20 protein-coding genes and 4 pseudogenes are annotated in these 25,647 nt (G+C 70.3%); 12 read left to right on the top strand and 12 right to left on the bottom strand.

All coding sequences use genetic code 11. The features are described 5' to 3' along the window. The first annotated feature begins 70 nt into the window (after positions 1–70). Entirely contained in the window at positions 71–1,324 is a 1,254-nt protein-coding gene (locus tag ACIQFZ_RS35100) for an amidohydrolase family protein (protein ID WP_402693131.1), read from the top strand. 236 nt (positions 1,325–1,560) lie between these two features. Next, on the top strand, positions 1,561–3,078 hold the full coding sequence (locus ACIQFZ_RS35095; RefSeq protein WP_402693130.1) for an APC family permease: 1,518 nt from the start codon (positions 1,561–1,563) through the stop codon (positions 3,076–3,078). Positions 3,079–4,200: 1,122 nt separating this feature from the next. Here the strand turns inward: ACIQFZ_RS35095 and ACIQFZ_RS35090 are convergent. Next, positions 4,201–6,243: a heavy metal translocating P-type ATPase gene (locus ACIQFZ_RS35090; RefSeq protein ID WP_402693129.1), complete on the bottom strand. Its 2,043-nt coding sequence runs from the start codon at positions 6,241–6,243 to the stop codon at positions 4,201–4,203. After that, entirely contained in the window at positions 6,240–6,608 is a 369-nt protein-coding gene (locus ACIQFZ_RS35085) for an ArsR/SmtB family transcription factor (protein ID WP_402693128.1), read from the bottom strand. The genes ACIQFZ_RS35090 and ACIQFZ_RS35085 overlap by 4 nt, the downstream gene beginning before the upstream one ends. A gap of 189 nt (positions 6,609–6,797) precedes the next feature. Between ACIQFZ_RS35085 and ACIQFZ_RS35080 the strand changes: the two are divergent. The 6 genes and pseudogenes from ACIQFZ_RS35080 to ACIQFZ_RS35055 all read left to right on the top strand — a co-directional run. After that, positions 6,798–7,070, top strand: a pseudogene (locus ACIQFZ_RS35080) (MerR family transcriptional regulator); the annotation flags it as partial. A gap of 98 nt (positions 7,071–7,168) precedes the next feature. After that, on the top strand, positions 7,169–7,576 hold the full coding sequence (locus ACIQFZ_RS35075; protein WP_402693134.1) for a hypothetical protein: 408 nt from the start codon (positions 7,169–7,171) through the stop codon (positions 7,574–7,576). Continuing rightward, on the top strand, positions 7,573–7,884 hold the full coding sequence (locus ACIQFZ_RS35070) for a hypothetical protein (protein WP_402693127.1): 312 nt from the start codon (positions 7,573–7,575) through the stop codon (positions 7,882–7,884). Before ACIQFZ_RS35075 ends, ACIQFZ_RS35070 begins: the two co-directional genes overlap by 4 nt. 90 nt (positions 7,885–7,974) lie before the next feature. Next, positions 7,975–8,964, top strand: coding sequence for an arsenic resistance protein (locus ACIQFZ_RS35065; RefSeq protein ID WP_402693126.1), 990 nt, complete (start codon positions 7,975–7,977; stop codon positions 8,962–8,964). Positions 8,965–9,081: 117 nt separating this feature from the next. Continuing rightward, positions 9,082–9,492: pseudogene (locus tag ACIQFZ_RS35060) on the top strand (EamA family transporter); the annotation flags it as partial. Between the two features lie 310 nt (positions 9,493–9,802). Then, positions 9,803–11,701 carry a LamG-like jellyroll fold domain-containing protein gene (locus ACIQFZ_RS35055; RefSeq protein WP_402693125.1) on the top strand — a complete coding sequence of 633 codons (1,899 nt, stop codon included), beginning with the start codon at positions 9,803–9,805 and terminating at the stop codon, positions 11,699–11,701. Between the two features lie 125 nt (positions 11,702–11,826). Here the strand turns inward: ACIQFZ_RS35055 and ACIQFZ_RS35050 are convergent, their stop codons facing one another. Then, positions 11,827–12,132, bottom strand: a complete 306-nt coding sequence (locus tag ACIQFZ_RS35050) for a PQQ-binding-like beta-propeller repeat protein (RefSeq protein WP_402693124.1) — start codon at positions 12,130–12,132, stop codon at positions 11,827–11,829. A 121-nt stretch (positions 12,133–12,253) separates the two neighbouring features. Between ACIQFZ_RS35050 and ACIQFZ_RS35045 the strand changes: the two are divergent. Together ACIQFZ_RS35045 and ACIQFZ_RS35040 are read left to right on the top strand one after the other, a co-directional pair. Then, positions 12,254–12,841, top strand: a pseudogene (locus ACIQFZ_RS35045) (transposase); the annotation flags it as partial. A 325-nt stretch (positions 12,842–13,166) separates the two neighbouring features. Next, complete coding sequence (locus tag ACIQFZ_RS35040) at positions 13,167–14,174, top strand: DUF1275 family protein (RefSeq protein WP_402693123.1); 1,008 nt, start codon at positions 13,167–13,169, stop codon at positions 14,172–14,174. A gap of 768 nt (positions 14,175–14,942) precedes the next feature. On the opposite strand, the gene ACIQFZ_RS35035 is transcribed toward ACIQFZ_RS35040, so the two are convergent. The 4 genes from ACIQFZ_RS35035 to ACIQFZ_RS35020 form a co-directional block, all read right to left on the bottom strand. Then, positions 14,943–16,142: a phosphatidylserine/phosphatidylglycerophosphate/cardiolipin synthase family protein gene (locus ACIQFZ_RS35035; RefSeq protein WP_402693122.1), complete on the bottom strand. Its 1,200-nt coding sequence runs from the start codon at positions 16,140–16,142 to the stop codon at positions 14,943–14,945. Between the two features lie 246 nt (positions 16,143–16,388). Further along, positions 16,389–16,763 (bottom strand): MarR family winged helix-turn-helix transcriptional regulator, encoded by a 375-nt coding sequence (locus tag ACIQFZ_RS35030; protein WP_402693121.1) that lies wholly within the window; start codon positions 16,761–16,763, stop codon positions 16,389–16,391. Positions 16,764–17,168: 405 nt separating this feature from the next. Continuing rightward, positions 17,169–18,611, bottom strand: coding sequence for an amidase (locus ACIQFZ_RS35025; protein WP_402693120.1), 1,443 nt, complete (start codon positions 18,609–18,611; stop codon positions 17,169–17,171). Next, a complete protein-coding gene (locus ACIQFZ_RS35020; protein ID WP_402693119.1) occupies positions 18,608–20,089 on the bottom strand; it encodes an APC family permease in 1,482 nt (493 codons plus the stop codon). Before ACIQFZ_RS35020 ends, ACIQFZ_RS35025 begins: the two co-directional genes overlap by 4 nt. Positions 20,090–20,154: 65 nt before the next feature. On the opposite strand from ACIQFZ_RS35020, the gene ACIQFZ_RS35015 reads away from it, so the two are divergent. Continuing rightward, positions 20,155–20,796, top strand: coding sequence for a TetR/AcrR family transcriptional regulator C-terminal domain-containing protein (locus ACIQFZ_RS35015; RefSeq protein WP_402693118.1), 642 nt, complete (start codon positions 20,155–20,157; stop codon positions 20,794–20,796). Positions 20,797–21,411: 615 nt separating this feature from the next. Here the strand turns inward: ACIQFZ_RS35015 and ACIQFZ_RS35010 are convergent. Next, positions 21,412–21,501: pseudogene (locus tag ACIQFZ_RS35010) on the bottom strand (IS630 family transposase); the annotation flags it as partial. A 132-nt stretch (positions 21,502–21,633) separates the two neighbouring features. On the opposite strand from ACIQFZ_RS35010, the gene ACIQFZ_RS35005 reads away from it, so the two are divergent. Further along, complete coding sequence (locus ACIQFZ_RS35005; RefSeq protein ID WP_402693117.1) at positions 21,634–22,857, top strand: RNA-guided endonuclease InsQ/TnpB family protein; 1,224 nt, start codon at positions 21,634–21,636, stop codon at positions 22,855–22,857. A 57-nt stretch (positions 22,858–22,914) separates the two neighbouring features. Here ACIQFZ_RS35005 and ACIQFZ_RS35000 read toward each other — a convergent pair whose 3' ends face one another. The 4 genes from ACIQFZ_RS35000 to ACIQFZ_RS34985 form a co-directional block, all read right to left on the bottom strand. Then, positions 22,915–23,115: a helicase associated domain-containing protein gene (locus ACIQFZ_RS35000; RefSeq protein WP_402693116.1), complete on the bottom strand. Its 201-nt coding sequence runs from the start codon at positions 23,113–23,115 to the stop codon at positions 22,915–22,917. Between the two features lie 217 nt (positions 23,116–23,332). Then, positions 23,333–23,857: an aromatic ring-hydroxylating dioxygenase subunit alpha gene (locus ACIQFZ_RS34995; RefSeq protein ID WP_402693115.1), complete on the bottom strand. Its 525-nt coding sequence runs from the start codon at positions 23,855–23,857 to the stop codon at positions 23,333–23,335. Between the two features lie 44 nt (positions 23,858–23,901). After that, positions 23,902–24,687 carry an SDR family oxidoreductase gene (locus ACIQFZ_RS34990; RefSeq protein WP_402693114.1) on the bottom strand — a complete coding sequence of 262 codons (786 nt, stop codon included), beginning with the start codon at positions 24,685–24,687 and terminating at the stop codon, positions 23,902–23,904. A gap of 37 nt (positions 24,688–24,724) precedes the next feature. Continuing rightward, positions 24,725–25,642, bottom strand: a complete 918-nt coding sequence (locus ACIQFZ_RS34985) for a VOC family protein (RefSeq protein WP_376546852.1) — start codon at positions 25,640–25,642, stop codon at positions 24,725–24,727. Positions 25,643–25,647 lie beyond the last annotated feature (5 nt).

The following is a 25,647-nucleotide window of genomic DNA, read 5'->3' as shown; positions in this document are numbered from 1 at the left end:
ATCGCCGCCGCAGCCCTCGTCCTGCTCCAACTCGAATACGACCGAACCATCTGAACGATCACACAACGTCATGATCCATTACCGGGAAAGGCTCAATGTCACGCTGCCGAACGGCCGACGCGCAGACGTGTCCTTGCGTGACGGCCTGATTGCAGCCGTCGACGAGCGCGTATCGCTCGCCGAGGATCCGATCGGCACGGTCGGCGGCACGGACGACGGCCGTGTAGACCTGGGCGGCGCGCTCCTGCTCCCCGCGTTCGTGGACGGGCACTCCCATCCGGACAAGACGTTTCTCGGGGCGCCCTGGCAGTCGCACGTGGCGGGCAGCACGATCCGCGAGCGGGTCGCGGCCGAGCTCGAGACCCGGCAGCGGCTCACTGTGCCGGTGCCCGAGCGCGCCCTGGCACTGATACACCGAATGGTGGGTCACGGCACCGGACACACCCGCTCGCATGTCGACATCGACCCGCACTCCCGCCTGGCGAACCTGCATGCGCTGCTGGAGGTCCGCGAGCGCGTCCGCGACCTGATCATGATGCAGATCGTCGCCTTTCCGCAGAGCGGGGTGGTCACCGCGCCTGGCGTACCGGACCTGCTGGACGCGGCGCTGCGCGAAGGTGCCGACCTCGTCGGCGGCCTCGACCCCCACGGCTTCGACGGTGACGTCGACGGACAGCTCGATGTGGTCTTCGGGCTTGCCGAGCGGCACGGCACCGGCGTCGACATCCACCTGCACGATCCCGGCGAGGCCGGCGCCGCACAGCTGCGCGCCATCGCCGCTCGTACCGGCGCGCTCGGCCTCCGCGGCCGAGTGACGGTCAGCCACGCCTACTGCCTCGGCGACGTCGAGGCTGCCACATTCGCCCGTACCGCGGCGGCGCTGGCACGGGCGGGGGTATCCATCCTCACCAACGGGCCCGCCGGACCCATGCCTCCCGTACTGCGGCTGCGTGAAAGCGGCGTCCGTGTCTTCGCGGGCTCCGACAACATCCGCGACGCATGGTGGCCGTACGGCACCGGCGACATGCTGGAGCGGGCGACCATCATCGGCCTGCGCTCCGACCTGATGACCGATGACGAGTTGCGGACCGCGGCCTCGCTCGTCACCACAGAGGCCGCCGCCGCGCTGGGCCTGGACCGCTACGGGTTGCAACCGGGCAGCCGCGCCGACCTCGTCGCCGTCGCGGCGGGAAGCGTGGCCGAGGCGGTCGCCGCACACCCCCGGCGCCTGCTGGTCATGCACGCCGGCCGAATCCTCGCGACCGAAGGCTGCCCGGTGGCGGGCCTGCCGACCCCCGAACCAGGTGCCCAGCGAGCCTGGTAACACCACCGACCGCACCGCCCCCGTACGCGCCCGAGCGGAGCGCGACCTTCGCCGGGCCACCCGGATTGTCCGAAGCGCGCTACGGGCGCACCCCCTCTTCAGTGACCGGATCACGGCGGGCGCATAGCCCTCTCCATGGACTACCCGGAAAACCACCGGTTTCTCTTCCTCCTTCCCGAAGCGCCCTTCAAGTTTCTTCTCCTGAGGGCCACTCAGCTCACCCAGTTAGGAGTCCCATGCCCGTCTCCAGCGGCTCCGGCCGCGCCCCCGTCGCACGCCCCAGCGCCCCCGTTTCCCCCGCCCCGCACACCGAGGCGCCGCTCACCGAAGGCGGCACCGCCCTAAGTAGCGCCGCCATCGGCGTGTTCGACCTGGTCTTCTTCGTGGTCGCCGCCGCCGCACCACTGACGGCCGTGGCAGGCGTCGCCCCGGCCGCCATGGCGATGGGCGGGCTTGCCACGCCCCTGGGATACGTCCTGTCCGGCGGGCTGCTGGCGCTGTTCGCGGCCGGCTTCACCGCAATGAGCCTGTATGTCCGCAACGCCGGCGCCTTCTACGCCTACGTGGCCCGCGGCCTGGGCAAGGCCACCGGCATTGGGACGGCCTACGTCGCGGTCGTCTCGTACAACCTGGTGGAGATCGGGCTCGTCGCCTGCTTCGGCTTCTTCGCCTCGGGCGGTGTCGCGGACCTCACCGGGTTCGTCGCGCCCTGGTGGGTCTGGTCGGCGATCTGCATCGTCGCCGTCGCTGTCCTCGGCTGGCTCCGGGTCACCCTCAGCGCCAAGGTGCTCGGGCTCGCGTTGGTCCTGGAGGTCGTCATCCTGCTGATCCTGGAGGGCGGCGTACTGGGCCACCGCGGCACGGCAGCCCTGGACCCCGCCGTGCTGAACCCGGGGTCCCTGGGCGGTGCGGGTGTGGCCGGCATGTTCGTCCTGGCCATCGGCGCGTTCACCGGCTTCGAGGCGACCGCGATCTACGCCGAGGAGGCCCGCGAGCCCCGGCGCACCGTGCCGCGGGCCACATTCATCGCCGTCGGCTTCCTCGCAGTCTTCTACGCCTTCGCCGTGTGGGTGGTCATGGGTGCTTTCGGCCCCGAGGACGCCGTGCGAATCGCGCGGGGCGGGGGTGGGCCGGACATGGTGTTCAGCGCTGCCGGCCGCTTCGTCGGCTCCTGGCTGCCCGACAGCATGCACGTGCTGATCATCACCAGTGCCTTCGCCGCCACCCTCGCCTTCCACAACGCCGCAGCCCGATACATGTACGCCCTCGGTCGCGAGGGACTGCTGCCCCGTCGGCTCGGCCGCGTCACCACTGGCAACGGATCCCCCGGCACCGCCGTGCTCGTCCAGAGTCTTCTCGCTGCCGTCTTCATCGCAGCCGGAGCCCTCAGCGGCGCCGATCCGTACGCGGTGGTCTTCCTGTGGCCGAACGGCACCGGTGTCCTGGGCATCATGGCGATGCAGGCCCTCGCCGCCCTCTCGGTGTACGGATTCTTCCGGCGCGACCGCCGCGGTGTCTCCAGCTTCCGGGCACTGTGGGCACCCCTGCTCTCCTGCCTCGGGCTGAGCGTGCTCACCGTCCTAGCGGCCTTGCGGTTTGACCTGCTCACCGGAGCCTCGGGCGTGGTCAACGTCGGGCTGCTCATCCCGCTGCCCGTGGTGTTCTGCATAGGTCTCGTGGTGGCGCGCCGCATCAGACGCACCGACCCGGAGCGGTACGCGCAGTTGACCACCGTCGACGTGGAACGCGACTGATCCGGGGCGAGCACCAAACAGTCCCCCTGCGAACCCGCCGCCTCACGCCGCATGCCGCGCCCGACACCACACCGAGCGCGGCCGGGCGTGGGGCCGGTGGTTCACGCGACCTGGATCGGCCTCCGGTCGATCGCGTCGTCCAAGCCACCTTGGAAGAAACAGGCGAGTCCACACGAGGGGCGACCTAAAAGACATCGCCGTCGACCTGGGCATTAACCGGGCCACTGTGCGGCAGTGGGCGCTGCAGGAGAGGGAACGCCGCGGCGTCGGCCCGGCCGCCCCGTCGGCGGGCGACAAGGCGGTGCTGGCGGGTGCTGTGACGGTCCCGGCCATCGCTCTTGCTGCCGGGCCGATCGCGACAGCGGAGCCCTCCCCGGGGAAGCACGGAGAAGCAGCCCGGCACCACACACCCGCGAAGCCGGCGACCGAGTCGGCTCGCTGGCCAGTTCCATCCTGAACACGAAGGGCATCACCTACGCCAAGGCGCACGTGGACGGTACTGACAAGGCGTACCTCCCGCAGCAGAATCTGATCGACGTCTCCAACAGGCGCCTGGCCAAGGGAGATCTCGCCGGTGTACCGGTGTCGGCAAGCGACCAGGACGCTGGTGCCGTCATCTCCGTGTCCGTTGGGGGTGTCGTCCGCACGGACATCGAGCCAGGCCCAGTCGTACTCGCGGGTGCCCTTCGTTCCGTGTCCGGTCTGCATGCGCATCCACTGGTGCGGCAGTACCTTGTTGATCATCTGGCGGGCCTTCCACCTGCGGCCCGCTCCATCCGTGACCGTGTATGTACGGGACACGCCGACCGCGTAGCCGAGCCCGAATTCCCGCATACTCCTGCGAAGTTCACGGCCCGAATACACATCGTCACCGGCGAACCAGCGTGCCCGGACACCCAACTCGAGCGCGTTTTTGACCATGGCGGCGGTCTGCTGCAGCTTCGTCGCGAACATGATCCCTTCCGGGACGCCGACTGCCTCGCGGCGCTCCTCGTCCGCAGCCCAGTCCCTCGGGAGATACAGGGCGGGAACCACCCCGGCACGGCGGCCCGACCTGGTAGAAGGCGCCCGGACGGGGGCCGTCACTCTCCCCGTCCGGGCGCCTGGAGCGTAGGGGCCCCGTCAGGGCCGGGGCAGCGGCAGGGCCGTCCCCCGGGTGGGAGCCGCTTGATCTGCGTCGGCCGCCTCCTTCGTCCCCGCGGCCGGCACCGGGATGCGGGCGGGGGCGGGATGCCGCAGCAGCCGGGCGGAGTTGGCGAGGATGCCCAGGTCGGGCAGGGACTGGGCGGCAGCGGCGAGCATCATCGGCAGGATGCCGAAGGCGGCGGCAGACAGGCCCAGGGCGTTGTAGCCGGCGGTGAAGCCGATGTTGATGCGGATGGCGCGGGCGGTGCGCCGGGCGATTCTTACGGCCTGGGGGACGAGCGTCCAGTCCTCGCGCATCAGGGCGATGTGGGCGGCCTCGATGGCGATGTCGCTGCCGGCGGCACCCATGGCGATGCCGACGTCGGCCTGGGCCAGGGCGGGGGCGTCGTTGACGCCGTCGCCGACCATGACCACCTTGTGCCCGGCGGCCTGGTACTCCCGCACTGCGGTGATCTTGTCCTCGGGCAGCAGGTCGGCCCGGTAGGGGATGCCCAGCTCGTCCGCGAGGGCGGCGGCGGTGGCCTGGTGGTCGCCGGTGAGCAGCTCGATGCGGGCCAGGCCGAGGGCCTTCAGTTCGGCGAGGGCGGCGGGGATTTCCGGGCGCAGAGTGTCGGCGGCGCCGAGCACGCCGACGAGACGCTCGTCGGCGGTGACGGCGAGCAGGGTCTTGCCCTGGGCGGTGAGTTCGCGCACTCCGGGGTGTGTGGCGGCGTCGGGCACCAGGGCCAGGCCGCCCACGGCGATGCGGGTGCCGTCGACGCGGGCCCGCACTCCGCGGCCGGGGAGAGCCTCGAAGTCTTCGGGCTCGCCGGGGGCCAGGCCGCGTGCGGTGGCGGCTGTGCGGACGGCCTGGGCTAGGGGGTGTTCGGAGTAGCGTTCCGCGCTCGCCGCGAGGTGCAGCAGTTCGTCCTCGCTGCGGCCGTCCAGGGCGAGGACGTTGGTGATCTGGGGGCGGCCCAGGGTGACGGTGCCGGTCTTGTCGATCAGTAGCACGTCGGCGGTGGCCAGGGTCTCCAGGTAGCGGCCGCCCTTGATCAGGACGCCCTGTTGGGCGGCGGCGCCAACCGAGGCGAGTACCGCGACGGGGGTGGCCATGGCGAACGAGCAGGAGCAGGCCACCACGAGGACTGCGGCGGTGGCCAGTACGTTGCCGCTGAGGGTGAAGGTCAGCACGGCGACGGCCAGGACGACGGGCAGGTACCAGGCCGAGAAGCGGTCGGCGATCCGCTGGACCGGGGCGCGGTGGGTCTCGGCCTGCTCCACCAGCGCGATGACCCGGCCGAAGGTGGTGTCCGCGCCCACCCCGGTCACCGCCACCCGCAGCGACCCCAGGCGCGCGAACGACGCCGCGTATACCCGGGTGCCGGGCCCGGCCTCCACCGGCATCGACTCGCCGGTGATGGCGGCCTGGTCCATGGTGGCCGCCCCGGCCAGCACGGTGCCATCCACCGGAATCTGCTCGCCGGGCCGCACGATGACCGTCTCCCCGATGCGTACCTGCCCGACCGGAATCTCGGTCTCGGCGTCGTCGCGCTCGACGCGGGCGGTGGTCGGCGCGAGCGCGGCCAGCTCCCGCACCGCCTTGCGGGCGCGCTCGGAGGTGAAGCGTTCGGCGTAGTTGGCGGTGTGCATGAACAGCACCACCACCGCGGCGACCGGCCACTCGCCCACCGCCAGCGCCGCAGTCACACCGACGGTCATCAGGGTGTGCGAGGTGACCTTGCGCCGCCACGCCGCCCGGGCCACGTTGCGGAAGATCGGGAACCCGCCGGCCAGCACCAGCACCAGGCCGACGACGTACGGCACCTTGTCGGTGAGCTGCTCGAAGAGCCCGAGCCACTCGCCGACCACCACCACCACGAGCAGCACCAGGCCCACGACCACGCCGAACAGGGTCAGCACCGGCCGGGCGAAGACCAGCCGCCCCGGCTTCCCGCCCGACGCCGCCGACGGCCCGCAGGCGTCGTCGCAGCCGCAGCCGCCCGCTACCGGGAGCGTGGCCGGCTCGTTGGCGCTCACGACAGCGTCTCCTTCGGCTCGGTGGCGTAGTTCGGGCACAGCGCGACCGCCTCACCGGTCGCCGCCAGCAGCGCCTCGGCGGCGGCCAGCAGGTCCAGCAGCTCCGGGCGGGACAGCGCGTAGAAGGACTGCCGGCCCTCGGCCCGGTAGTCCACCAGCCCGCACTCGCGCAGGCAGGCCAGGTGCTTGGAGACCGTCGACTGGGCCAGTCCCAGTTCCCCAGTCAGGTCCACCACCCGCGCCTCGCCGTCGGCCAGTCGCCGCACGATCGCCAGCCGGGCCGGGTCCGCCAGCGACCGGAACAGCACCGCCGCCGGCGCCAGCCCCTCCCGCACACCATTACAAGACTCGGATGTCATCGCCATGTATCGATGATAGCGCGGGAGGGGAATCCTCTGGGTCTCGCCGGTGGACGGCGGCGACATCGCTCCGCGTTCGCAGAAATGTCTTTGTGAGAGTCGCCGGGCGTGACCGTCACTGCCTGATTCCTCTCCGGTGCTTCCTCTGTCCGGGCTTGACCTTCGAGTCGGGTCGAAGGTTTACCGTCGGGAGCCATGAGCACCTACCGGATCTCGCAGCTGGCGGAACGCTGCGGCGTTCCCGCCACCACGCTGCGCTTCTACGAGGACGCCGGACTCCTCCCGGCCGAGCGGACCCCATCGGGGTACCGCATCTATGGGGAGGATGCAGTCGAGCGCCTGGACTTCATCTCCTCGGCCAAGCTCCTGGGCCTGGCCCTGGAGGAGATCCGCGAGCTCCTGGCCGTCCGGGAGGAGGGGGTGTGCGCGGCGGTCCGTACGCGGATGGTGCCGCTGGTCGCGGGCCGGATCGCGGAGACCGAGGGCCGGATCGCGGAGCTGTCGGCGTTCTCCGCGCATCTGGCCGCCGTGCACACCGACCTGTCGGGCCCCGCACCGGAGGGAGGGTGCAGGCCGGACTGCGGCTGCACCACCGGCCCGGCCACGGCCGCCCCGGTGCCGGTGACGCTGTCGCGCACCCGGCCCGCCGCGCCGGCCCCGGCGGCCGAGCCGTGGCGGAACGCTCCGGTGGCCTGCACCCTGGGCGCCCCGAGCTGGACGGCCGGGCCCAGGAGTGGCGGCAGCTGGTGGAGCAGGCCGAAAAGCGTGAGGAGATCCCCGACGGCTTGCGGCTCACGTTCCCGGCCACCGCGGAGTTGGCCGGGCAGGTCGCGGCCCTGGCGGCGGCCGAGCAGGGCTGCTGCTCGTTCTTCGACTTCACCCTGCACCTGAGTCCCGCCGCGCTGGAGCTGACCGTGCGCGCGCCCGAAGCCGCGGCACCGCTGCTGGCCGACTTGTTCGGAGTGACCGCATGAGCCACCCTGCCTCTTCCTCTTCCCGCCGCCCGCGCCCGTGGGGGACGGTGGGCGCCGGCCTCGCCGCGGTGGCCGCCTGCGCGGTGTGCTGCACTGGCCCGCTGCTGGCCCTGCTCGGCGGCATCGGCGCGGCCTCCGCGCTCGCTTCGTTCTGGGTTCCCGCCCTTGCCGCGGTAGCCGTGGCCACCGCCGTGGGCGCCTTCCTCCTGCACCGCCGGCGCCGGGCCGCCGCCTGCGACAGTGCCCGGGGCCCGGTCGACCTCGGCCTGCCCACCGTCGGCACGGCCCGGGACGAGCGGGCGCGCTGACCTGGGGCAAAAGTCCGGCGTCGGGCCTGTGAGGATGAGGGACACGGCCGCCACCAGGGGCGGGCTGGTAGGGAACAAGGGAGCACGCGGGTGTCGCAGGAACCGTCAGGTCTGGTCGAGCGGATGGAGCACCACCAGATCGCGGTGTATCTCGGTGCCATGGCGGCGGGCGCCCTGGTGGGCTGGGCGGCACCGTCCGCCGGGCCCGGCCTGGAGCACACCATCAACCCGGTGCTCGGCGCGCTGCTGTTCGTCACCTTCCTCCAGGTCCCGGCCGCCGAGCTGGTCCGCTCTCTGCGTGACGGACGGTTCCTCTCCGCTGCCCTGGTGGTGAATTTCGTGGTGGTGCCGCTGGTCGTCGCCGCGATGTTCGACTTCCTGCCCGCCGACCAGGCCGTGCGGATCGGTGTCCTGCTGGTGCTGCTCTGCCCGTGCGTGGACTACGTGATCGTCTTCTCCGGGCTGGCCGGCGGGTCCAGCCGCCGCCTGCTGGCCGCGACCCCGCTGCTGCTGGTCGTGCAGATGCTCCTGCTGCCCGGGTTCCTGTACCTGTTCATGGGCTCGGAGCTGGCCGACATCGTTGAGGTCGGCCCGTTCGTCGAGGCGTTCCTCGTCCTGATCGTCATCCCGCTCGCGCTGGCCTGGACCGTCCAGGCATGGGCGGCCCGCCAGCCGGCCGGGCAGAGTTTCTCCGACGCCGCGACCACCACGATGGTCCCGCTGATGGCCGCCACGCTGTTCGTCGTGGTCGCCTCCCAGGTCCCCAAGCTCGGCGACAGCCTCGCCGACGTTGCCGCGGTCATCCCGTTCTACGCGGCGTTCCTGATCGTCATGGCGTTCACCGGGAAGGCCGTCGCCCGCCTGTTCCGCCTCGGCGCTCCGGCCACCCGGGCCGTCGTCTTCACCGGCGCCACCCGCAATTCCCTGGTCGTCCTGCCCCTCGCGCTCGCGCTGCCAGACGCCCTGTCGGTGGCCGCGGTCGTGGTGGTCACCCAGACCCTCGTCGAAGTCCTCGGCATGGTCGCCTACGTCCGCCTCGTCCCCCGGCTCGCCCCGGCCGAGCAGACCACCGCCGCCTGACGGGGCGTTTGCAGCTTCGAGTTGGCTCCGCGACGTCAGCCGTGCCGGGCGAGCTTGGCGGCGGAGACGAGCAGGATCACGGCCAGTGCGGGGATGAACACCAGGTCCGAGAACATGTCGACCGCCTGGCAGCTCACCGCCGGAGGCCTGTTCCTGCTGCCGGTCGCCGCGGTGGCGGAGGGACCTCCGCCACCGCTCCACACACCGGCGCTCCTCGCGTTCGGCTACGTCGCCCTGGTCGCCACCGCCCTGGCCTTCACCGCCTGGTTCACCGGGTTGCGGCACCTGCCCGCGGGGACCGTGGGCCTGATCGGACTGCTCAACCCCGTCACCGGCGTGCTGCTCGGCATAGCAGTCGCCGGAGAGGTGCTGACGGTCCGGCAACTGTGCGGGCTGGTACTCGTCCTGGCCGGAGTCGTCCTCGGCCGGCCCATACGCGCGGGCCGACGCGGCAGGGGCCAGACGCCTGCCCTTCCTGTGTCGGACGAGCGTCCCGCGCGAGCACCCTCTGCGTGCGATCCCACGTGAGTATCAGAGGCGCCGGGCAGGGCTCCGGCACGGAGCATGGTCCACGCTCCGGACCTGAGAGGGTCGCTGACCAGCACCCGCACCCGCTCCGCTCCCGGTCCGCCGGGGGACCGGACTGCCGTCCGCCCGTTCGCCCGGTGACTCACCTGCTCGACGGCAGACGCCAATCCAGACCCCGGATCGCCCGGTTCGTCACCGGCACGGGCTTTCTGTTCATGCGATCTTCCGCAGGCATCGACGCACCGCTCCGGTTTCTTCCGTACTCAAAACCTACGGTGTGCGTGCTCATCCTGGAGATACGGAGACGTACATGTGCAGCCCCCAGCACCAGCCTGACGGTCCGCAACTGGGCACCAGCCGCCGCTTGTTCCTACGCAACGCAGGGCTGGTGGGCGCCGCTGCTGCCGCCGCGGGCGTCACCGGAGCACCCGCCGCCGCCGCGCAACCGCCCAGCGTCGAGGCACGGGACGCGGAGCACCGTCGGGGACGGCCCGACCCCGACAACCCCCGGTTCACGCTGGTGGTGATGCCCGACACCCAGTACCTGTTCGACGACCAGAGCATCCACCCCGAGCCCATCGAGGCGTCCTTTCGCTACATCCTCGACAACTCCAAGGACGAGAACATCGTCTTCATGTCGCACCTGGGCGACCTCACCCAGAACGGCCAGAAGAACGAGTTCGACGCGATCAGCAAGGCCTTCGGGCTGCTGGACCGCAGTGACGTGGGCTACAGCGTGGTCGCGGGCAACCACGACGTCGGCTCGGGCGGCAACGACCAGCGCGGCAACACCCTTTACCTGGACGCCTTCGGCCCCCATCGCTTCCGCAAGGCAAGCACCTTCGGCGGTGCTAGCCCCGACGGCTACAACACCTACCACCTGTTCCGAGCCGCCGGCCGGGAGTGGCTGGTGCTCGCCCTGGACTGGCGGCTCTCTGCGGCAGGCTTCACCTGGGCGCAGAACGTGATCGCACAGCACCCCGGAACCCCGGTCATCCTGACGACGCATGAGCTCGTCTACGCAAACCACCCCGGTGACCAGGCTCACCTCTCCGGCTACGGCCAGCAGCTGTGGGACAAACTGATCGCCGGCAACGACCAGATCTTCCTCACTCTGAACGGCCACTACTGGCCTGCAGGGCGTACCACCCGGCGGAACAACGCCGGCAACGATGTCCACCTGCACATCACCAACTACCAGAACCGCTACTACGGCGGTGCCGCGATGATCCGGCTCTACCGGTTCGACCTGGCCCGGAACACCATCGACGTCGAGACCATCTCCCCGTGGGTCATGGGTCAGGCCGGCAGTAAGCTCAACGCGCTGGAGCGCCAGGAGATCGAACTGACCAGTGACCAGGACCGCTTCTCCGTGCCGATCGACTTCGAGCAGCGGTTCTCCGGATTCGCGCCCGTGCCGGCGCGCGCAGCACGTCCGGCGAGTCGGATGCTGATCCCCGGCACGGTGGCGTACTGGCGGTTCGACAGAACGCACCAGGACGGCACGCCGCTCTCCGACTCCGACCAGATTCCCGACCTGAGTGGCAATGGCAACGACCTGGTCAAGGAGACCGTCCCGGGGAGCCCTGCCGACGCTCTCACCTGGTCCTCCGAGCACCACCCGGACCAGCCGGGGCACGGCAGCATCTTCTTCACCGGCCACCAGCACCCGCTACGCGGCGCCTACCTCCAGACGGTCCCGCAGGCCCCGCTGAACCAGGCCACCTTTGCCTCCGGCTACACCATCGAGGCGTTCTTCAAGCTGCCCGCCAACTGGAACAGCCGCAACGACGCATGGTCCGCCCTGCTCAGTCGGTGGGGTATGAGCGGAGACGCGAACAAGACCGGCAGCGACCCCCAGGAGCCGGTGGCCACACTCAGCCTCTCCGGTGGCCCGGAGCTGCAGTGGGCGATGTACCCGCTGAACCGGAACGACATCGTCACCAACTGGAGCCACGAGCTCCCCCTCGACACGTGGTGGCACGTGGCCGTGGTCAACGACGGCCGCCACACCACCATGTACGTCGACGGCTGCCCCGTGGTGCGCAACCCCTCCACCGTGGCCAACGGCATCACCACCCTCAACATGCCCTGGATGCTCGGCGGCTACGAGTACGGCGGCAAGCTCGACCAGGTGCTGCACGCCTTCATCGGCGACGTGCGCATCGTCAACCGGGCACTGCCCGTCAGCACCTTCATGACGGCCTGACCGGATCGCCTGTCCCCTGCGCGGAGCGGGCCCCCCGCGAGGTCGCCGGGGGCCCGCCGCACCTGCACTGCCCTCCTACCGTGCGTGCTCACCGTCCAGTCGGCACGAGGCGTCGCCGGAGCAGGTCAGCCTCCCGCGATGGCGGTGACACCGCTGAGCGTGCCGACGAACACCCGACCACCGGAGAGTGTGGGCGAGACGAAGTGCGGTACCGCTCCGACGGCGATCTGCTTACGGACCCTCCCTGTGGCAGGGTCCAGGGCGCGCAGCTCACCGCCCGGGTAGTCGACGACCCACACCGCACCGCCGCCGACCACGGGCGAGCCGCCGCCGTGCAGTTGCAGGCGCCAGCCCGGGATGATCTTCTCCCGTGTCCACGGACACGCCGATGTCCGGGTGAGCGGACATGTGAAGTCCCTGCTGACGGACACTTCATCTCCCAGTCCGGTATGACTTTTCATCCCTCGACTGGCTCAGTGCAGTGGCTTGACGCCCTCGCCCGTGGTTGCCTGGCTGAGCCGGAGGCTGGTGCCCTCGGTCAGGACGATGTGCCACGGACTGCAGGCCCGCGGCCTGAATTACGTGGTGGGAATCTCCAGCACGCTGTCGGCTCAGCCCGCCGGCGCGGTGCCGGTGGCCGAGCCGTACTCCGGGACCGGACGCCCGCCGGTGGCCAAGTATCCCGAAGAGCCACGGTCGGTGAAGGAGTTGGTCATCGCGGCGGGGCGGAAGGCAGCTCGGCCGGTGCAGTGGCGGGAAGGCTCCCGGCCCGGCACCGGCCGCTCCGGACGCAAGCGGATGTACTCCCGCTTCGTGGCCTTGCGCATCCGGCCTGCCGGACGCGGGGTCCGGCAGGCCACCGACGGCCCGGAGTTGCCGGAGTGCTGGCTGCTGGCCGAATGGCCTGCCGGTGAGAGCGAGCCGGTGCAGTTGCCTGTGACCACGCTGGTCCGGCTCGCCAAGCTCCGCTGGCGCATCGAGCACGACTACCGGGAGATGAAGCAGGCCCTGGGCCTGGCCCACTTCGAGGGCCGAACCTGGGGCGGCTGGCACCACCACGTCACCCTTGTCTCTGTCGCGCACGCCTTCTGCACCCTGCAACGACTGGCCCGGGCCCCAAAAGACGCGGCGTCGGCCTGAGCCTCTACCAGGTCGTCCGCGAGCTACAGACACTACTCGCGGTCTGGACCGGCGCCTGCCCGACCTGCCACCACGACATACCAGCACCAATACGGACCTGACCAAGCCCTACTAGCGGCCCCGGCGCGGTGGGTGACCGGCGGGAAGCCGTCCACGGTGATGCCGGCTCTGCTGCAGGAGGCTGGAGCACTCCGCGGGATGAGCGGCCCAGGGTCTGATTTCCAACGGAACCCCGGCGGAGCTGCGGGACTGCGACGGCACGACCAGCCAGAAGTGGATCGTTCCCGGCTACAACGCGCACAACTCGCTCACGGTCGACAGGCCTTTGTTCGTCAAGCCCGGCGGCACCTCCACGGTGACGGCCACCTGCACCGACGATGTCAGCCCCGTGGCGCTTTCGCAGGCCTCCGCCAACCTCACCGTGCCCAGCGGCTGGACGGCCCAAGCCACCTCGCCCACCACGTTCACCACGGTCAAGCCCGGCCAGTCGGTGAAGACCAGGCGGCCTTCTCCGCCGATTGACATCGCCGGTGGACCGAATCGCCGTGACGGTCCGACACACAAAGTCACCACATTATTAGTCTTAGTTGTCGTGTCGAGAGGTGCGGCGATGGAGCCCGATGGGGAGACTGCTGGCGGCCCGGGGCTGGTGATGCGGATTGCGGTGGTGATGCTGGTGGCCGCCTCCGGAGCGGTGGAAGCCATCTCTTTCACCGCGTTGGATCACGTCTTCGCCGGTGTCATGACCAGCAACCTTGCCTTGCTGGGGATGGCGATCGGCCGGGCTCGCGGTGCAGACGTCACCGCGGCGCTGCTGGCGCTGGCCGGGTTCGGCGCGGGCGCGGCGGTGGTCGCCTGGGTGACCCATGGTCGGCCGGGGACCACCATGCGCTGGTCGCGGCGCGTGGCGTTCTGTTTGGCGGGTGAGGCGGTGCTGCTCGCTGTGGGTGCGGTCTTCTGGGCTGCCTCGGGCGGCGCGCCCGGTTCCACGGCCCGGGACGTGATGCAGTGCGGGGCGGCACTCGCGATGGGTGGGCAGGCCGCGGCGATGGTGGCGGCCGGGCGGGCCGCCGCGCCCACGACCTACCTGACGGGCACGCTCGCCACCTACATCGTGCGCGGCCTGGGCGGGGCCTCAGGGCGGCCCGACCGGTGGGTGCCTCTCCGGCTCGTCGCACTGATCGCAGGTGCGGCGGCCGCCATGGCACTGCGCTGGGCCGCGCCGGCATGGGCTGGTGCGCTGCCCTTCGCACTTGTCACCGCGGCCACGCTGACAGCCTCGCGGCCCCGTGCCGTACGGCAGCCGCCGACGGACGATCCGCCCGTGGCATAGGCGGCCACGGCTGTGCCCGGATCATTCCGGGCCGGTAGCGACGGCCTGCTCGGCGGCCTCCCGCGGAATCGAGGCGCTTCGCGTCAGTGCCCGGCGTTCCTCGGCGGTCATGGATGGCTCGTGTATCTGTTGGACGCCACCGGCGGCCGCGGGCGTGAGCGGCAGCTGCGGCGGTGTGGGCGCGGGTGCGGTCGGTGGTCGACATAGCGCTGGCGGCGGTCGTCACCGTCGCCGTGGTGTACGTGATACAGATTGAACGGGCGAGGGCCCGGACCGCACTTGGCCCGAGCCCTCGTTCTTCCTTCCGCCGGGCGGCCGTGCCGGTCAGCAAATAATGGTTTCGACAACCAAAGTTTCGCGCGGCGGTCAGGGACTCCTCTCGGAGAAGGAGATCGGCTGCACCATGGGCGTCACGAAGCAGTCCGCCCATAAGCGGCTGCGGCGCCTGGACCAACGGGCCTGATCCACGCTCCGGCTGACGAGACCGGGGAGACGGAACAGGAATCACGTCACGGCTCACGAGCCGGCGGCGGCTCCGGGGTGTTCACAAACTCCTCCCCAGAGGCCGACCTGGCCCGTGGACGGGACGGGAACGCAGCAGGCCTCCGGGAGCCTTTCGGCGACGGGAGCAGCCCGCGCCGCTGACGGTTTCAGTGACCGGCGGCGGCGCTGTCGAGGCGCGCGGCCAGTCGGCCGACGGTGATGTTTCCGTCGGTTCCGTGTGCGGTCGAGTCGGGGCCGTCGAGGCTTTCGCCGGGGCGAGGCGGCTCAGCCTTCTGCCCCGACCTCCCACACTCGGGCGAAGTTGGCGGTGTACGCCTCGACCACGTCGGGCTGGGACAGCTCGACCATCGCTTCGTCGTTGCGCTGCAGAGAGGTGGCGTTGAAGTTGTGACTGCCTGTCATCACCCAGCCCCGATGGGCGCCGGGGCCGGTCGGGTCGGTGACCACTATGTACTTGGAGTGGATGCGCCCGGCTTTCGTGCTGCCGTCGAGCACCCTGCGCGGAACGCCGGCCGTGTCCAGCGCCGCCGTGACCTCCGGGTCGGCGATGCCGTGCACGACGCGCACCTGGCATCCGGCCGTCACGAGCTCGGCGAGCTCGTCGACGATCGTGAGCCGGGTGGCGTCCCACTCGGACTGGCCGATCTCCACGCGGGTGCGGCCGTCCTTCCTGCAGCCGACCTTGGCAAGGCGTTCGGCGATCGGGTCGCGGTCGGCGACCGGGTAGAACTGGGCGGTCACCTTGCCGCCCTGCATCCCCCCGGTGACGGTGGTGTCGTAGTCGGGGTTTTGCACCTCGGCGGCGAGGTCGTCGAAGTAGCGGCCGTATCCGGCGAACAGCTTGTGGTTGTCGGGCAGGACGACCAGGTTGTTCCAGTAACTGGTCGAGTTGACGTCGGTGATGTTGTTCGACGCCTGGACGACGACGTCGCGCCGCCCGCCGACCGACGAGAACAGCGAGAACTTGTTGTGCATTCCCTTGGTGCCCTGGCAGGAGGTCGTGTTGCCCTCGGGGCTTGGGTGACTGCAGACGTGGACCCAGGACGACGCCGACTTGTCGGTGCCGAGGGTGTCGATGAGTTTGGCTGCGGCGGGGTTGTTGATCTGGTAGCCGTCGATGACCATGCGGACCTCGACGCCGCGCCGGTGGGCGTCGAGCAGTGCCGCGGCGTAGTCGGAGCCCGCGTCGCCCGAGGCGACGAACTCGGCGATCTCGATCGACGCGCCGGCCGGGGTCTGCTTGATCAGCGAGCAGATGCGCTCGACGACCGCCGTCGGGGTGCCGGCGACCGGGTCGTTGAAGACCGCGTCGGTTCTGACCGGCACGTCAGCGGCGTTGCGGCAGGCGCTGCGGGCGGGCTCGCCGAGGGCGGCCTGCGCGGTGGGCGCGACCACTGCCTGTGCGCACACCGTGGCGGCCAGGGCCGCGAGACCGGCTATGGCAACGGAACGTGATCGACGCATGGGGTGTCTCCTATGCGGTGCAGCCACTCCCGAGCGGAGCGGTCAGGAGCGGATGTTTCTGAGTCCGCCTGCACGCCAGGTGACGGCATCGCCAACCCGAAGCCTCCGGCACGCGAATGATCACGTGTACCGACAAAGTAGCGAGGTTTCGTGGCAGGTGAGCTGGTGAAGTGCTGCCTCGTCGTGAACTCGCCTCATGTGGAACGGAGTTGCTCGATCGGCCGCAGTTCCTCCGCCTCGGGCGTCTCAGTGACCGGCCCCGGCGCGGATGGCTCGGGCGACCGGGCCCGGGGGGTCGAGGCCCACGTAGAAGGCGAAGACCGAGAGGGCCATGTGCCGTTCGTCGGCGCTGAGTTCGTGGTGGAGTAGGGCGGCGTGGCGGTGCATGTCGTCATCGATGGCCGAGAGCTTCTCGGCGCCGTCCTTGGTCGCGGTCACGATGGTGACGCGCCTGTCGGTCTCGGACGGGGTACGGGTGACGAGACCCATCTCGTCGAGACGCCGCACGAGGCGTGAGGCGAAGGCGGCGGCGATGTCGAGGCGCGCCGCCAGCCGGCCGACGGTGATGTCCCCGTCGGTTCCGTAGACCTGGAGCTGGGCCTGATGAGTCAGGGGCTCCAAGCCGAGCCGTGTTCCTTGGCGCGGTCCTCGGCGATGCGCAGGATGCGGCGGATGACGTAGCGGCTTCAGCGACATTGCGTACGTACGCATGGAATTCGCGCTTGCGTTGCCCTTCGCCGAGGTCGGCCCATTCCAGGTAGGCGCGCATGCCGGCCCGCCAGTTCCCCCACACCCTGCGCACCCTCCCCGAAGCCCAACGCTTCCTGGGCCCGGGACTTGAGTGTGCAATCGATCAACGGAACTCACACCCCCGACCAGCGCCACACCATCCTTGATCGCTTCGCTGACGCCGACCGAGCCGTGCTCACAAATGCCCAGTTCCTCGGCGAGGGAGTGGACTTGCCAGCCGTGGGCCCGGCTGCGAGGGCGGGTCCCGCCGTCCTGGCCGGCACCCGCCCTTCCCAGTCACCTGCTCGTCGCCCCGGCCAGATCCGGACGCCAGGCGGGATCGGCCCACCAGCGGTGGATCTCTTCCGCGGCGGCGCCGATGTGGAAGGCAGTGGCGTCGTCGTAGGCGCGGGCGACGATCTGCGCGCCGGTGGGGACGCCGTTGGCGGCGCGGCCGGTGGGGATGTTCAGGACAGGGTGGCGGCTTGCGACGTTGAAGACCGGCGTGAGGGCGGCGCCGAGGTAGAAGTCGAGGTGGGTTCCGTCGACGGTGACGCCGTGGTCGACGTAGTCGTCGTCGGCGAGGAAGCCGGTGCTGCCGAGGGTTGGGCAGATGATGGCGTCGTAGTGCGCGAACACGTCGGCCAGAGCCTGCTGGACATCGGTCTCCAGGCACAGGCCCCGGAAGAAGCCGTGGGCGGCGAGTGCTTGTCCCGCGCGGTCGGCGAAGTGGCGGGCGTAGCGGCTCAGCCGGTCGTCGTCGCCGAGCTCGGTGATCATCGGCCCGAAGATGGCGCCGTAGTGGATCAGGGCCGCGGTGAACACGGTCTCCTGGGTGATGGGTATCGCGACTTCCTCGACCTTGATCCCGGCGTCCTTCAGGGACTCGGCCAGGGCGCGGGTGTTCGCGGCGACGTCCGGGTCGATGGGGAAATCGCCGATGGTGGCTGCGAAGGCGACCTTCAAGCCGTGGGCCTTCGCCGCGTCCGGAACCACCGGCCGGGTCGTCGGGAGTGACACGGGATCCACCGGGTGCGCGCCGGCGATCAGGTTCTGCAGCAGCGCGGTGTCGGCGACGGTGCGGGCCATCGGTCCGTCGTGGCAGTAGGTGTCCAGGTTGAACGGGGGCACACCCGGGACCCGGGCGTAAGGGGGCTTGAACCCCACCACTCCGCACAGCGAGGCGGGCAGCCGGATGGAGCCGCCGATGTCGGATCCGGTGGCCAGGATCGTGGTGCCCGCTGCGAGCGCGGCGCCGGAGCCGCCGGACGAACCGCCTGGTCCGTAGCCGAGGTTCCACGGGTTCCGCGTGACTCCCCACAGCGCGGACTGGGTGAACGCCGCACACGAGTACTCGGGTGTCGTCGCCCGGGCGTGGACCACGCCGCCGGCCGCGAGGACGCGCTCCACCACGGGGTGGGTGATCGGCGAGGGAGTGTCGTCCGTGAGCAGGGATCCGAGGCGGAGCGGGAGCCCGGCGATGGGCTGTTCCTCCTTGGCCGCGACGGGGATCCCCTCCAGCGGACGCGGCTCGCCGCCGCCCCGGCCGGCGTAACGGGCCTCGGCCTCGACCGCGGCGGCGCGGGCCCGCTCCTGGAGCCGGTCGCTCAGGGCGTTGACGGCCGGCTCGACGGCGTCCGCCCGGGCCTCGACCGCGTCGAGGACATCGACGGGCGACAGCGCCCTGGTCCGGTAGGCCTCCAGCAGCTCGTGCGCGCTGAGGTAGTGCAAATCTGTCATGAACTCTCCTTGGTGTTCTCTGTCGCATCCGTGCTGGCGAGTTCGGCGTAGAGGTCGGGCCGACGGGCCCGGAGGCGCAGCGCGTACGCGGCCCCGCCGAGGCCGAGCAGCACCACCGGGCTGAGCAGCGCGCCGTTGATCCAGCCGGTGCGGCCGGTGAGCAGCTCGAAATTGGTGAGCATCAGGTACAGGCCGACGGTGAGGCCGACGGCGGCGAGCGCCGGAGCGGCCTTGACCCGCGCGAAGTGGTGCCCGCGGTCGTCCTTCCAGAAGAATCGGATGACCGCGAGCGCGCACAGCACCTGGAGGGCGACGATCCCGATGATCCCGACGCCGTTCGTCCACAGCAGCAGTTGCATGTAGGGGTCGGCATGGACGAGCGCCGCGAACACCACGACGACCACCGAGACCGCGGTCATCACGAGGCTGGCCACGTGCGGCGAGCTGTGCTTCGTGTGGGTGCTGGCGAGTCGGCGGGGCAGGAGCCGTTCCCGGCCCAGGGCGAACAGGTAGCGGGTGCTGGCGTTGTGGAACGCGATGAGCGCCGCGAAGATGCTCGTGACGATGAGCACTTCCATCACGGCTTTCGCCGCGTGTCCGACGAACTTGTCGGCGAGGTCGAAGTACATGTTCCCGAAGTCGTCGGACTGGGCAAGGCGCACGACGCCGTCGGCTCCGAAACCGACGGTCGCGGCCCAGGTGGCGAACGTGTAGAACAGGGCCAGGAAGGCGACGGCCAGGTAGGTCGCGCGAGGGATCGTCCGCTTCGGCTCCCGCGCCTCCTCCGAGTAGATCGCGGTGCCCTCGAAGCCGATGAACGCGCCGAGTACGAGCACGAACATCCCGCCGGCGCCGGCGCCGAACACCTGGCCGGGCTGGAAGGAGCGGGCTGACATGCCCTCCGGGCCTCCGGTAACCAGCACGGCCACTGCCACGACGATCAGGATGAGGACCTCGGCCACCATGAACACTCCGAGCACCCGGGCGCCCACGTCGATCTGGCGGTAGCCGAGGCACCCGACGACGGCCACCGCGGCCAGCGCCCACAGCGGCCAGGGAACTGTCACATCGGTGAGGTCGGCCAGGGTGTTCTGCGCGAAGTAGCCGAACGCCCCGTAGAACCCGGTGCAGATCGCGCAGTACGACAGCAGCGCGACCAGCGCTCCCCCGACGCCGACGGGCTTGGCCAGGCCGCGGGAGATGTAGGCGTAGAACGCTCCGGCGTTCGCCATGTGCTCGGACATGGCGGTGAATCCGGCCGCCAACACGATGTAGACGACGCCGGCGAGCAGGTAGGCCGCGGGTGCGCCGATGCCGCCCAGCCGGAACGCCAGGGGCGCGGCGCCGGCGACCACGGTCAGCGGCGCGGCGGCGCCGACGACGAAGAACACGATGTCGAAGGTGCGGAGCTTCCCGCCGGCGAGCCGCCCGACGGGGGCGTCGGGAACGGGGCGGTCGTCCGTGATCGGCACAGCCATGTGCGGTTCCTGAGGGACATGGAACCGTACTTAGTACGGTATGGTGTACGGAGTATCCTGACGGGGTGACCACCAGTCAAGAGGCCCAACGGCGACCGCGCGGATCGCTTTCCCGACAGAGCATCGGCGCCGCGGCGTTGCGCGTGATCGAGCGCGACGGACTTGACTCCCTGACCATGCGCCGAGTCGCGAGTGAGCTCTCCTGCGGGGTGATGAGCCTCTACTCCCACCTGACCGATGCCGACGACCTGCGCGGCGTCGTGGTCGGCCAGCTCATCGACCGCATGGACCTGCGCCCGAGCGAAGGGGAATCCTGGCAGGACGCGACGCGCCGGATGCTGAGCATCTACGCGGACCTGGCCGCCTCGTTCCCCCGCTCGTTCGAGCTGCTGGCCCTGTCCGACGCCGACCAGTGGCCGGTCGCCCCACACATGGAGCGGCTGGTCGACCTGCTCGTCACGGCGGGGCTGGCCGAAGAGGACGCCCTGACCGCGCTGAGCGTGATCGACGCCTACGCGTCCGGGTTCCTCGTCATCGCCGTCCGGAACCGGCCGACCGCCGCCTTGGCCGAGCGGGCCGCTCCGCACCGGCACGATCGGCTCGCCCAGCTGCACCACCTCGACTCCTACGGCGCCGGGTCGGAGGTCGTCATCGCAGGGCTGGAACAGCGCTTCGAAGGGCGTCGGGCGGGGCGAAAGCCACGATGAACGTCGCCGCCATCACCATCGCCAATTGGCGACCGGTCGCCTGAGGCCCGTCCTGACCGGCCGGACGGGCGGGATGGGCGGCGGGGCCGCAGCCGGGGATCGGGGCGCGCTCGCCACGTCCGCGCGTCGGCTCCGCCGCCGCGCCGGGGCCCCGACCCGGTCCCGACGCGACCAGGATGCGCCGACCCGATGCTGCGGGCCGTCAGCCTGCCCGGACTTCGCAAACCCCCACCAACGCTCGGGGTCCGTCAGCAAGCTGACGGACCCTCATGAAAGATCGAGGTTATTTTGTAATACGGAAGAAGTCTTCCGTATCGTGCAACCTGATGTTGGCTTCCTGATCACCTCGGTTCCGGCGACACGTGATCGGCACCAGGCCTGGTCCTTGCCTGCGCACTCGCGATCATCACCCGCGAGGCATCCCGGCCCGCTCACGAAACGGGGTCGGGAGGTAGGCCCGACCTCTATTGATGTCGACGACCCGTTGCGGGTTCAACGCCTTGAAGGGACCATGATGTTTCGCGCTGACGCAAGTGCGGAGAGATCCGGCACTGACGTCCGGCTCCGTGCCAGTGCACGGCTGTCCAACGACGACATTAAGCCTGTCGAGCAAACGAACTCGTCAAACGCGAAAACGCGGTCCGGGAAGCGGTCAAGAACATGCTCGATGCGGTCGAGCTTGGCATCACGGTCGGGGTCCGGTGACCGGATCTCTTGAGCGCAAGCCCCGTTCCTTCAGGGCGGGGTTAGCTCATCCTTGGCGCGGAGCCGCGCAGCGGCGGAGTTCGCTGCGTTGTCAGTGGCGCGCGCTATGTTGATCGCACCGGTCGAAGGGGGGTGTTCTCATGCTGTCCGGTCGCCGCTACCTGCTCGATCTCTCGCCAGAGCAAGAGGAGATGTGAGGAGTTCGGCTCTATCTGCCGGTCGGTGTGGAACACGGCCCTGGAGCAGCGTCGGGAATACCGGCGGCGCGGGGCGTGGATGAATTACGTGCCGCAGTGTGCCGAGTTGGCCGATGCCAAGCGTGAGCACTCGTGGTTGAAGGCGGCGCCGTCGCACGCGTTGCAGCAGACGCTCAAGGATCTGGACCGGGCCTGCCGGGTTCACGGCACGTTCAAGGTGCGGTGGCGGTCGAAGGCACGTTGGTCGCCGTCGTTTAGGTTCCCCGACGCCCAGCAGATCAGCGTGGAGCGGCTGGGGCGCAAGTGGGGCCGGGTCAGGCTGCCGAAGCTGGGCTGGGTCCGCTTCCGCTGGTCCCGCCCCCTCGGTGGTGAGGTCCGTTCCGCGACCGTGTCCCGCAGGGGAGGCCGGTGGTTTGTGTCGTTCCTCGTGGACGACCAGGCCGCCACTCCCGAGCAGCACGCCATGCCCGGTACCGCCGTGGGTATCGACCGGGGGGTGAACAACGCCGTCGTCACCTCGGACGGCGACTTTTACGGTCGGCCGTTCATCACGGCCGGCGAGAGCGTCCGGTACCGGCGTCTGCAACAGCGCCTCGCCCGGTCCAAGCGCGGCAGCGCGAACCGGCACAAGACGATCACGGCCATGGGCCGCATCATGTCCCGGGTGTCGGACCGGCGTGGGGACTTCTGCGCGCAGAGGGCCGCCCGGATCGTCGCGAGGAACGCCCTGGTGGTCCTCGAAGACCTGCGGATCAAGAACATGTCCGCCGGCGCGTGTGGCACCGTGGCCGCGCCCGGCCACAACGTCCGCCAGAAGGCCGGGCTCAACCGGGCCATCCTGGACAAGGGGTGGCACCGCCTCGAACTCGCCCTGACCAACGCCGCCCGGTACACGGGCACGCGCGTGGTGAAAGTCAACCCCGCGTACACGTCGCAGCGGTGCTCCGCCTGCGGCTTCGTCACGGAGGGAAACCGCGAGAGCCAAGCGGTCTTCCGGTGCAAAGCCGCAGGCTGCGGACACCGTGACCATGCCGACGTGAACGCCGCGAAGAACATCAAGGCCGCAGGACATGCGGTCTCAGCCTGTGGAGACCTCGGCACCAGCCGGTCCGTGAAGCAGGAACCCGTAAGCCGGGCGACCGGCCGAACCCCCTCATAGGGGAATCCCCGAGCTTCAGCCCGGGGAGGAAGTCAACAATCCGGCAAACCTTCCCGGTCAGAGCAATAGCCGCGACACGGCGGTATAGGTGACCCGGCCGGTGCCCAGCTGAGCGAGGCGCTCGCGCTGCTGCGGCATCAGGCCCTTCCACACGATGGGCTGGCGCTGCCGCTGAAGCCACCAGCCGACGTCGTGCCCGTACAGGGTGACGCCGGGCACCAGGTCCGCCAGCTGCGCCCCGCCGGTCAGACATGTCAAGCAGGACACGATCGACCGTGGGCAGGGGACGCCGGGAGAACTGACGACGGCCGAGCGCGAAGAGCTGCGCCGGCTGCGGAGGCTGGCCGCCGAGCAGGCGGAGACGATCGAGGTGCTGCCAAAAGCGGCGGTCTTCTTCGCTAAGGAGAGCGAGCGATGGTGAAGTCCTGGGGCACGATCCGGCCCGGCCCCTGCCAGGGCGGCGTGTACCGCGTGCTCACCCCGACGCCGAGTTCGTAGGTGTAGGGCGTCTGCGCTCCGGCGACCGGAAGTCGCCCAGGTACTCCTGCAGCGAGGGGCCGTCGTGGCAGGTCGCGAAGACGAAGCCGTGCAGCGTCTCGACGCGCGCGCGACGCAGTCCGCGTTTGGACAGGTCGAAGTCGGGACCGTACAGGGCGCGGCGCCCCGGCACCCCCTTGAGCGTGCCGTCGTTGCCGACGACCCAGCCGTGGTAGCCGCAGCGGAAGGTCGTGGTGTTGCCGTACGAGGCCTTGCACACCTGGGTGCCCCGATGCGTGCAGGAGTTCAGCATCACCTGGACCCCGTTGTCCTCGGTGCGGGAGAGGATCACCGGGTCGCCGCCCAGGCGCCGGGTCACATAGTCACCGGGCGCCGGCACCTCGGACTCATGGCCGACGAAGGCCCAGTTCGCCCCGAAGACGCGGTACAGCTCCTCTTCGAGCACATGCTCTTCGCGGTAGTACGTGCGGGGTATCTGGGTGGGGCCGTCGATGGTGGTCATCCGGTCCCTCCTCGCTACTGGAGTGCGGGGCGGGGGAATGGGGGTCATCGTGCGCCTGCGCGTAGCGACAGTCCGCCGTCCGGGCGTAGGACCTCGCCGGTCATTCCGGCGGCCTCGGGCGAGGCGAGGAACAGATACAGCGGGGCGAGCTGCTCGGCAGACAGCACGATGCGCAACGGATTGAGGTCCCGCACCGCGGTCACGAGCGCGTCGGGGTGGTTGAACAGCGCCTGTTCGCTGCCGTCGGCCGTGCTGGCCCTCAGTGCGGTGAGGACACCGCCGGGGGCGACCGCATTGACCCGCACCCGTGGGGCCAACTCAGCGGCGAGGTGCCGCACCAGCCCGAGTGCCGCATGCTTGGCCGTCGCGTAGGCGAGTCCGGCGCCGTTGCCGGCGATCATGAAGGAGGCGTCGGAAAGGGTGAAGGTCATGCAGCCGCTGGTCTCCATCAGCTGGTCCAGGCAGGCCCGTGCACCGAGCGCGTAGCCCACGACGTCGACGTCGAGCACCCGCCGCATGATGCGTCCCAGATCCTGGGGCGGGGTGTCGGCGAGGGAGAAACCGCCGTCGTGGATGCCGGCGTTGCCGACGAAGTGGTCGATGCGGCCCGCGGTGGCGAGCAGCGCGCGCACGGCGGCGGCGTTGTCCCCGGCGGAGGTGACATCGCCCAGGACGAGCTCCGCGCCGGGCGGCAGCGCGCTCATGGGTGGGTCCCGGTCGAGCACCACCACCTGGTCCCCGGCGGCGCAGTGGGCCTCCACCACCGCGCGGCCGATCCCCGAGCATCCCCCCGTCACCAGTACTCCGCGCTTGCGTGCTGTGGAACCCATGAGCCATACACCGCCTCTCCTGTGCTGTCCTTGTGGCCTAGACCGGGCAGGCGCTCCACAGGCCCGGGTCGGTGGGCCGGTGCATCTCGCCGAGGATCACCTCGTCGAACGGATTGGACGTTCCCCACTGGTCGGTGTCCTCGGGACTGGTGGTGTAGACCTTGGGAATCCAGCCGTGCTCGTCGTCGATCGTCTGCAGGGCGGTGGTGTACTCCATGACGAAACCGGTGCCCGGGTCCTGGAAGTAGGAGAACGTGTTGTCTCCCGCGCCGTGCCGCCCCGGGCCCCACAGCGGTGCGTGCCCAAGGCGCATCATCGACCCGGTCGCCCGCATGAACTCGTCCAGACCGCGCACCTCGAACGAGACGTGGTTGAGCGAGGTGCGGGCGGACCTGGCGAACGCGAGCAGGTGGTGCGTGCGGCCGGCGCGCATGAAGCAGAAGAAGTCCTCGACCCAGTCGGACACCTTGAATCCCAGCGCCTGCTCGTAGAACAGCCGGGTCCGGGTCAGGTCCTGGGTGTTGAAAACGACGTGGCTGATCCCGCGCGGGCGCCGCTCACCGGCCTCCACCTCGCGGAACGGACGCAGCGCGACCTGTGCGGCGATCTCGACGACGCGTCCGTCGCAGTCGAAGAACCGGAAGCCGTAGCCGCCGCCCAGATCCTGACGCACTCCCGGTTCGGAGACCATCTTCGACTGGGGATGAGCGGCGACCCGTTCTGCGTAGGCGTCCGCCTGGGCCGGGGTTGCGACAGCCAGGCTCACCACGTCGACCTGCGGAGCGTCGGCTCGGCGCAGCCGCAGCACATGACTGTCCGGGCAGCCTGCGCCCAGGTACAGCCGATCGGTGTCCTGCTCGACCTCCTCCAGCGCCCAGCAGCGCGCATAGAACTCCCTGGCCCGGGCCAGGTCCGGTACGCCGAGTCCGACACTGCGGACGTGAGTGATCGTCATCGGTG

Origin of the sequence: Streptomyces sp. NPDC093064, from assembly GCF_044754605.1 — a bacterium.
Lineage (GTDB): Bacteria > Actinomycetota > Actinomycetes > Streptomycetales > Streptomycetaceae > Streptomyces.
The sequence above is the reverse complement of the archived record's forward strand: the minus strand, read 5'-3'. Positions and strand labels throughout refer to the sequence as shown.

Excerpts from the sequence above, each read along its gene's own strand:
- ACIQFZ_RS35070 (WP_402693127.1), top strand. The coding sequence starts at position 7,573 with ATGAGCCACCCTGCCTCTTCCTCTTCCCGCCGCCCGCGCCCGTGGGGG.
- ACIQFZ_RS35055 (WP_402693125.1), top strand. The coding sequence starts at position 9,803 with ATGTGCAGCCCCCAGCACCAGCCTGACGGTCCGCAACTGGGCACCAGC.
- ACIQFZ_RS35095 (WP_402693130.1), top strand. The coding sequence starts at position 1,561 with ATGCCCGTCTCCAGCGGCTCCGGCCGCGCCCCCGTCGCACGCCCCAGC.
- ACIQFZ_RS35035 (WP_402693122.1), bottom strand. The coding sequence starts at position 16,142 with ATGCGTCGATCACGTTCCGTTGCCATAGCCGGTCTCGCGGCCCTGGCC.
- ACIQFZ_RS34990 (WP_402693114.1), bottom strand. The coding sequence starts at position 24,687 with ATGGGTTCCACAGCACGCAAGCGCGGAGTACTGGTGACGGGGGGATGC.
- ACIQFZ_RS34995 (WP_402693115.1), bottom strand. The coding sequence starts at position 23,857 with ATGACCACCATCGACGGCCCCACCCAGATACCCCGCACGTACTACCGC.
- ACIQFZ_RS35020 (WP_402693119.1), bottom strand. The coding sequence starts at position 20,089 with ATGGCTGTGCCGATCACGGACGACCGCCCCGTTCCCGACGCCCCCGTC.
- ACIQFZ_RS35085 (WP_402693128.1), bottom strand. The coding sequence starts at position 6,608 with ATGGCGATGACATCCGAGTCTTGTAATGGTGTGCGGGAGGGGCTGGCG.
- ACIQFZ_RS35100 (WP_402693131.1), top strand. The coding sequence starts at position 71 with ATGATCCATTACCGGGAAAGGCTCAATGTCACGCTGCCGAACGGCCGA.
- ACIQFZ_RS34985 (WP_376546852.1), bottom strand. The coding sequence starts at position 25,642 with ATGACGATCACTCACGTCCGCAGTGTCGGACTCGGCGTACCGGACCTG.
- ACIQFZ_RS35025 (WP_402693120.1), bottom strand. The coding sequence starts at position 18,611 with ATGACAGATTTGCACTACCTCAGCGCGCACGAGCTGCTGGAGGCCTAC.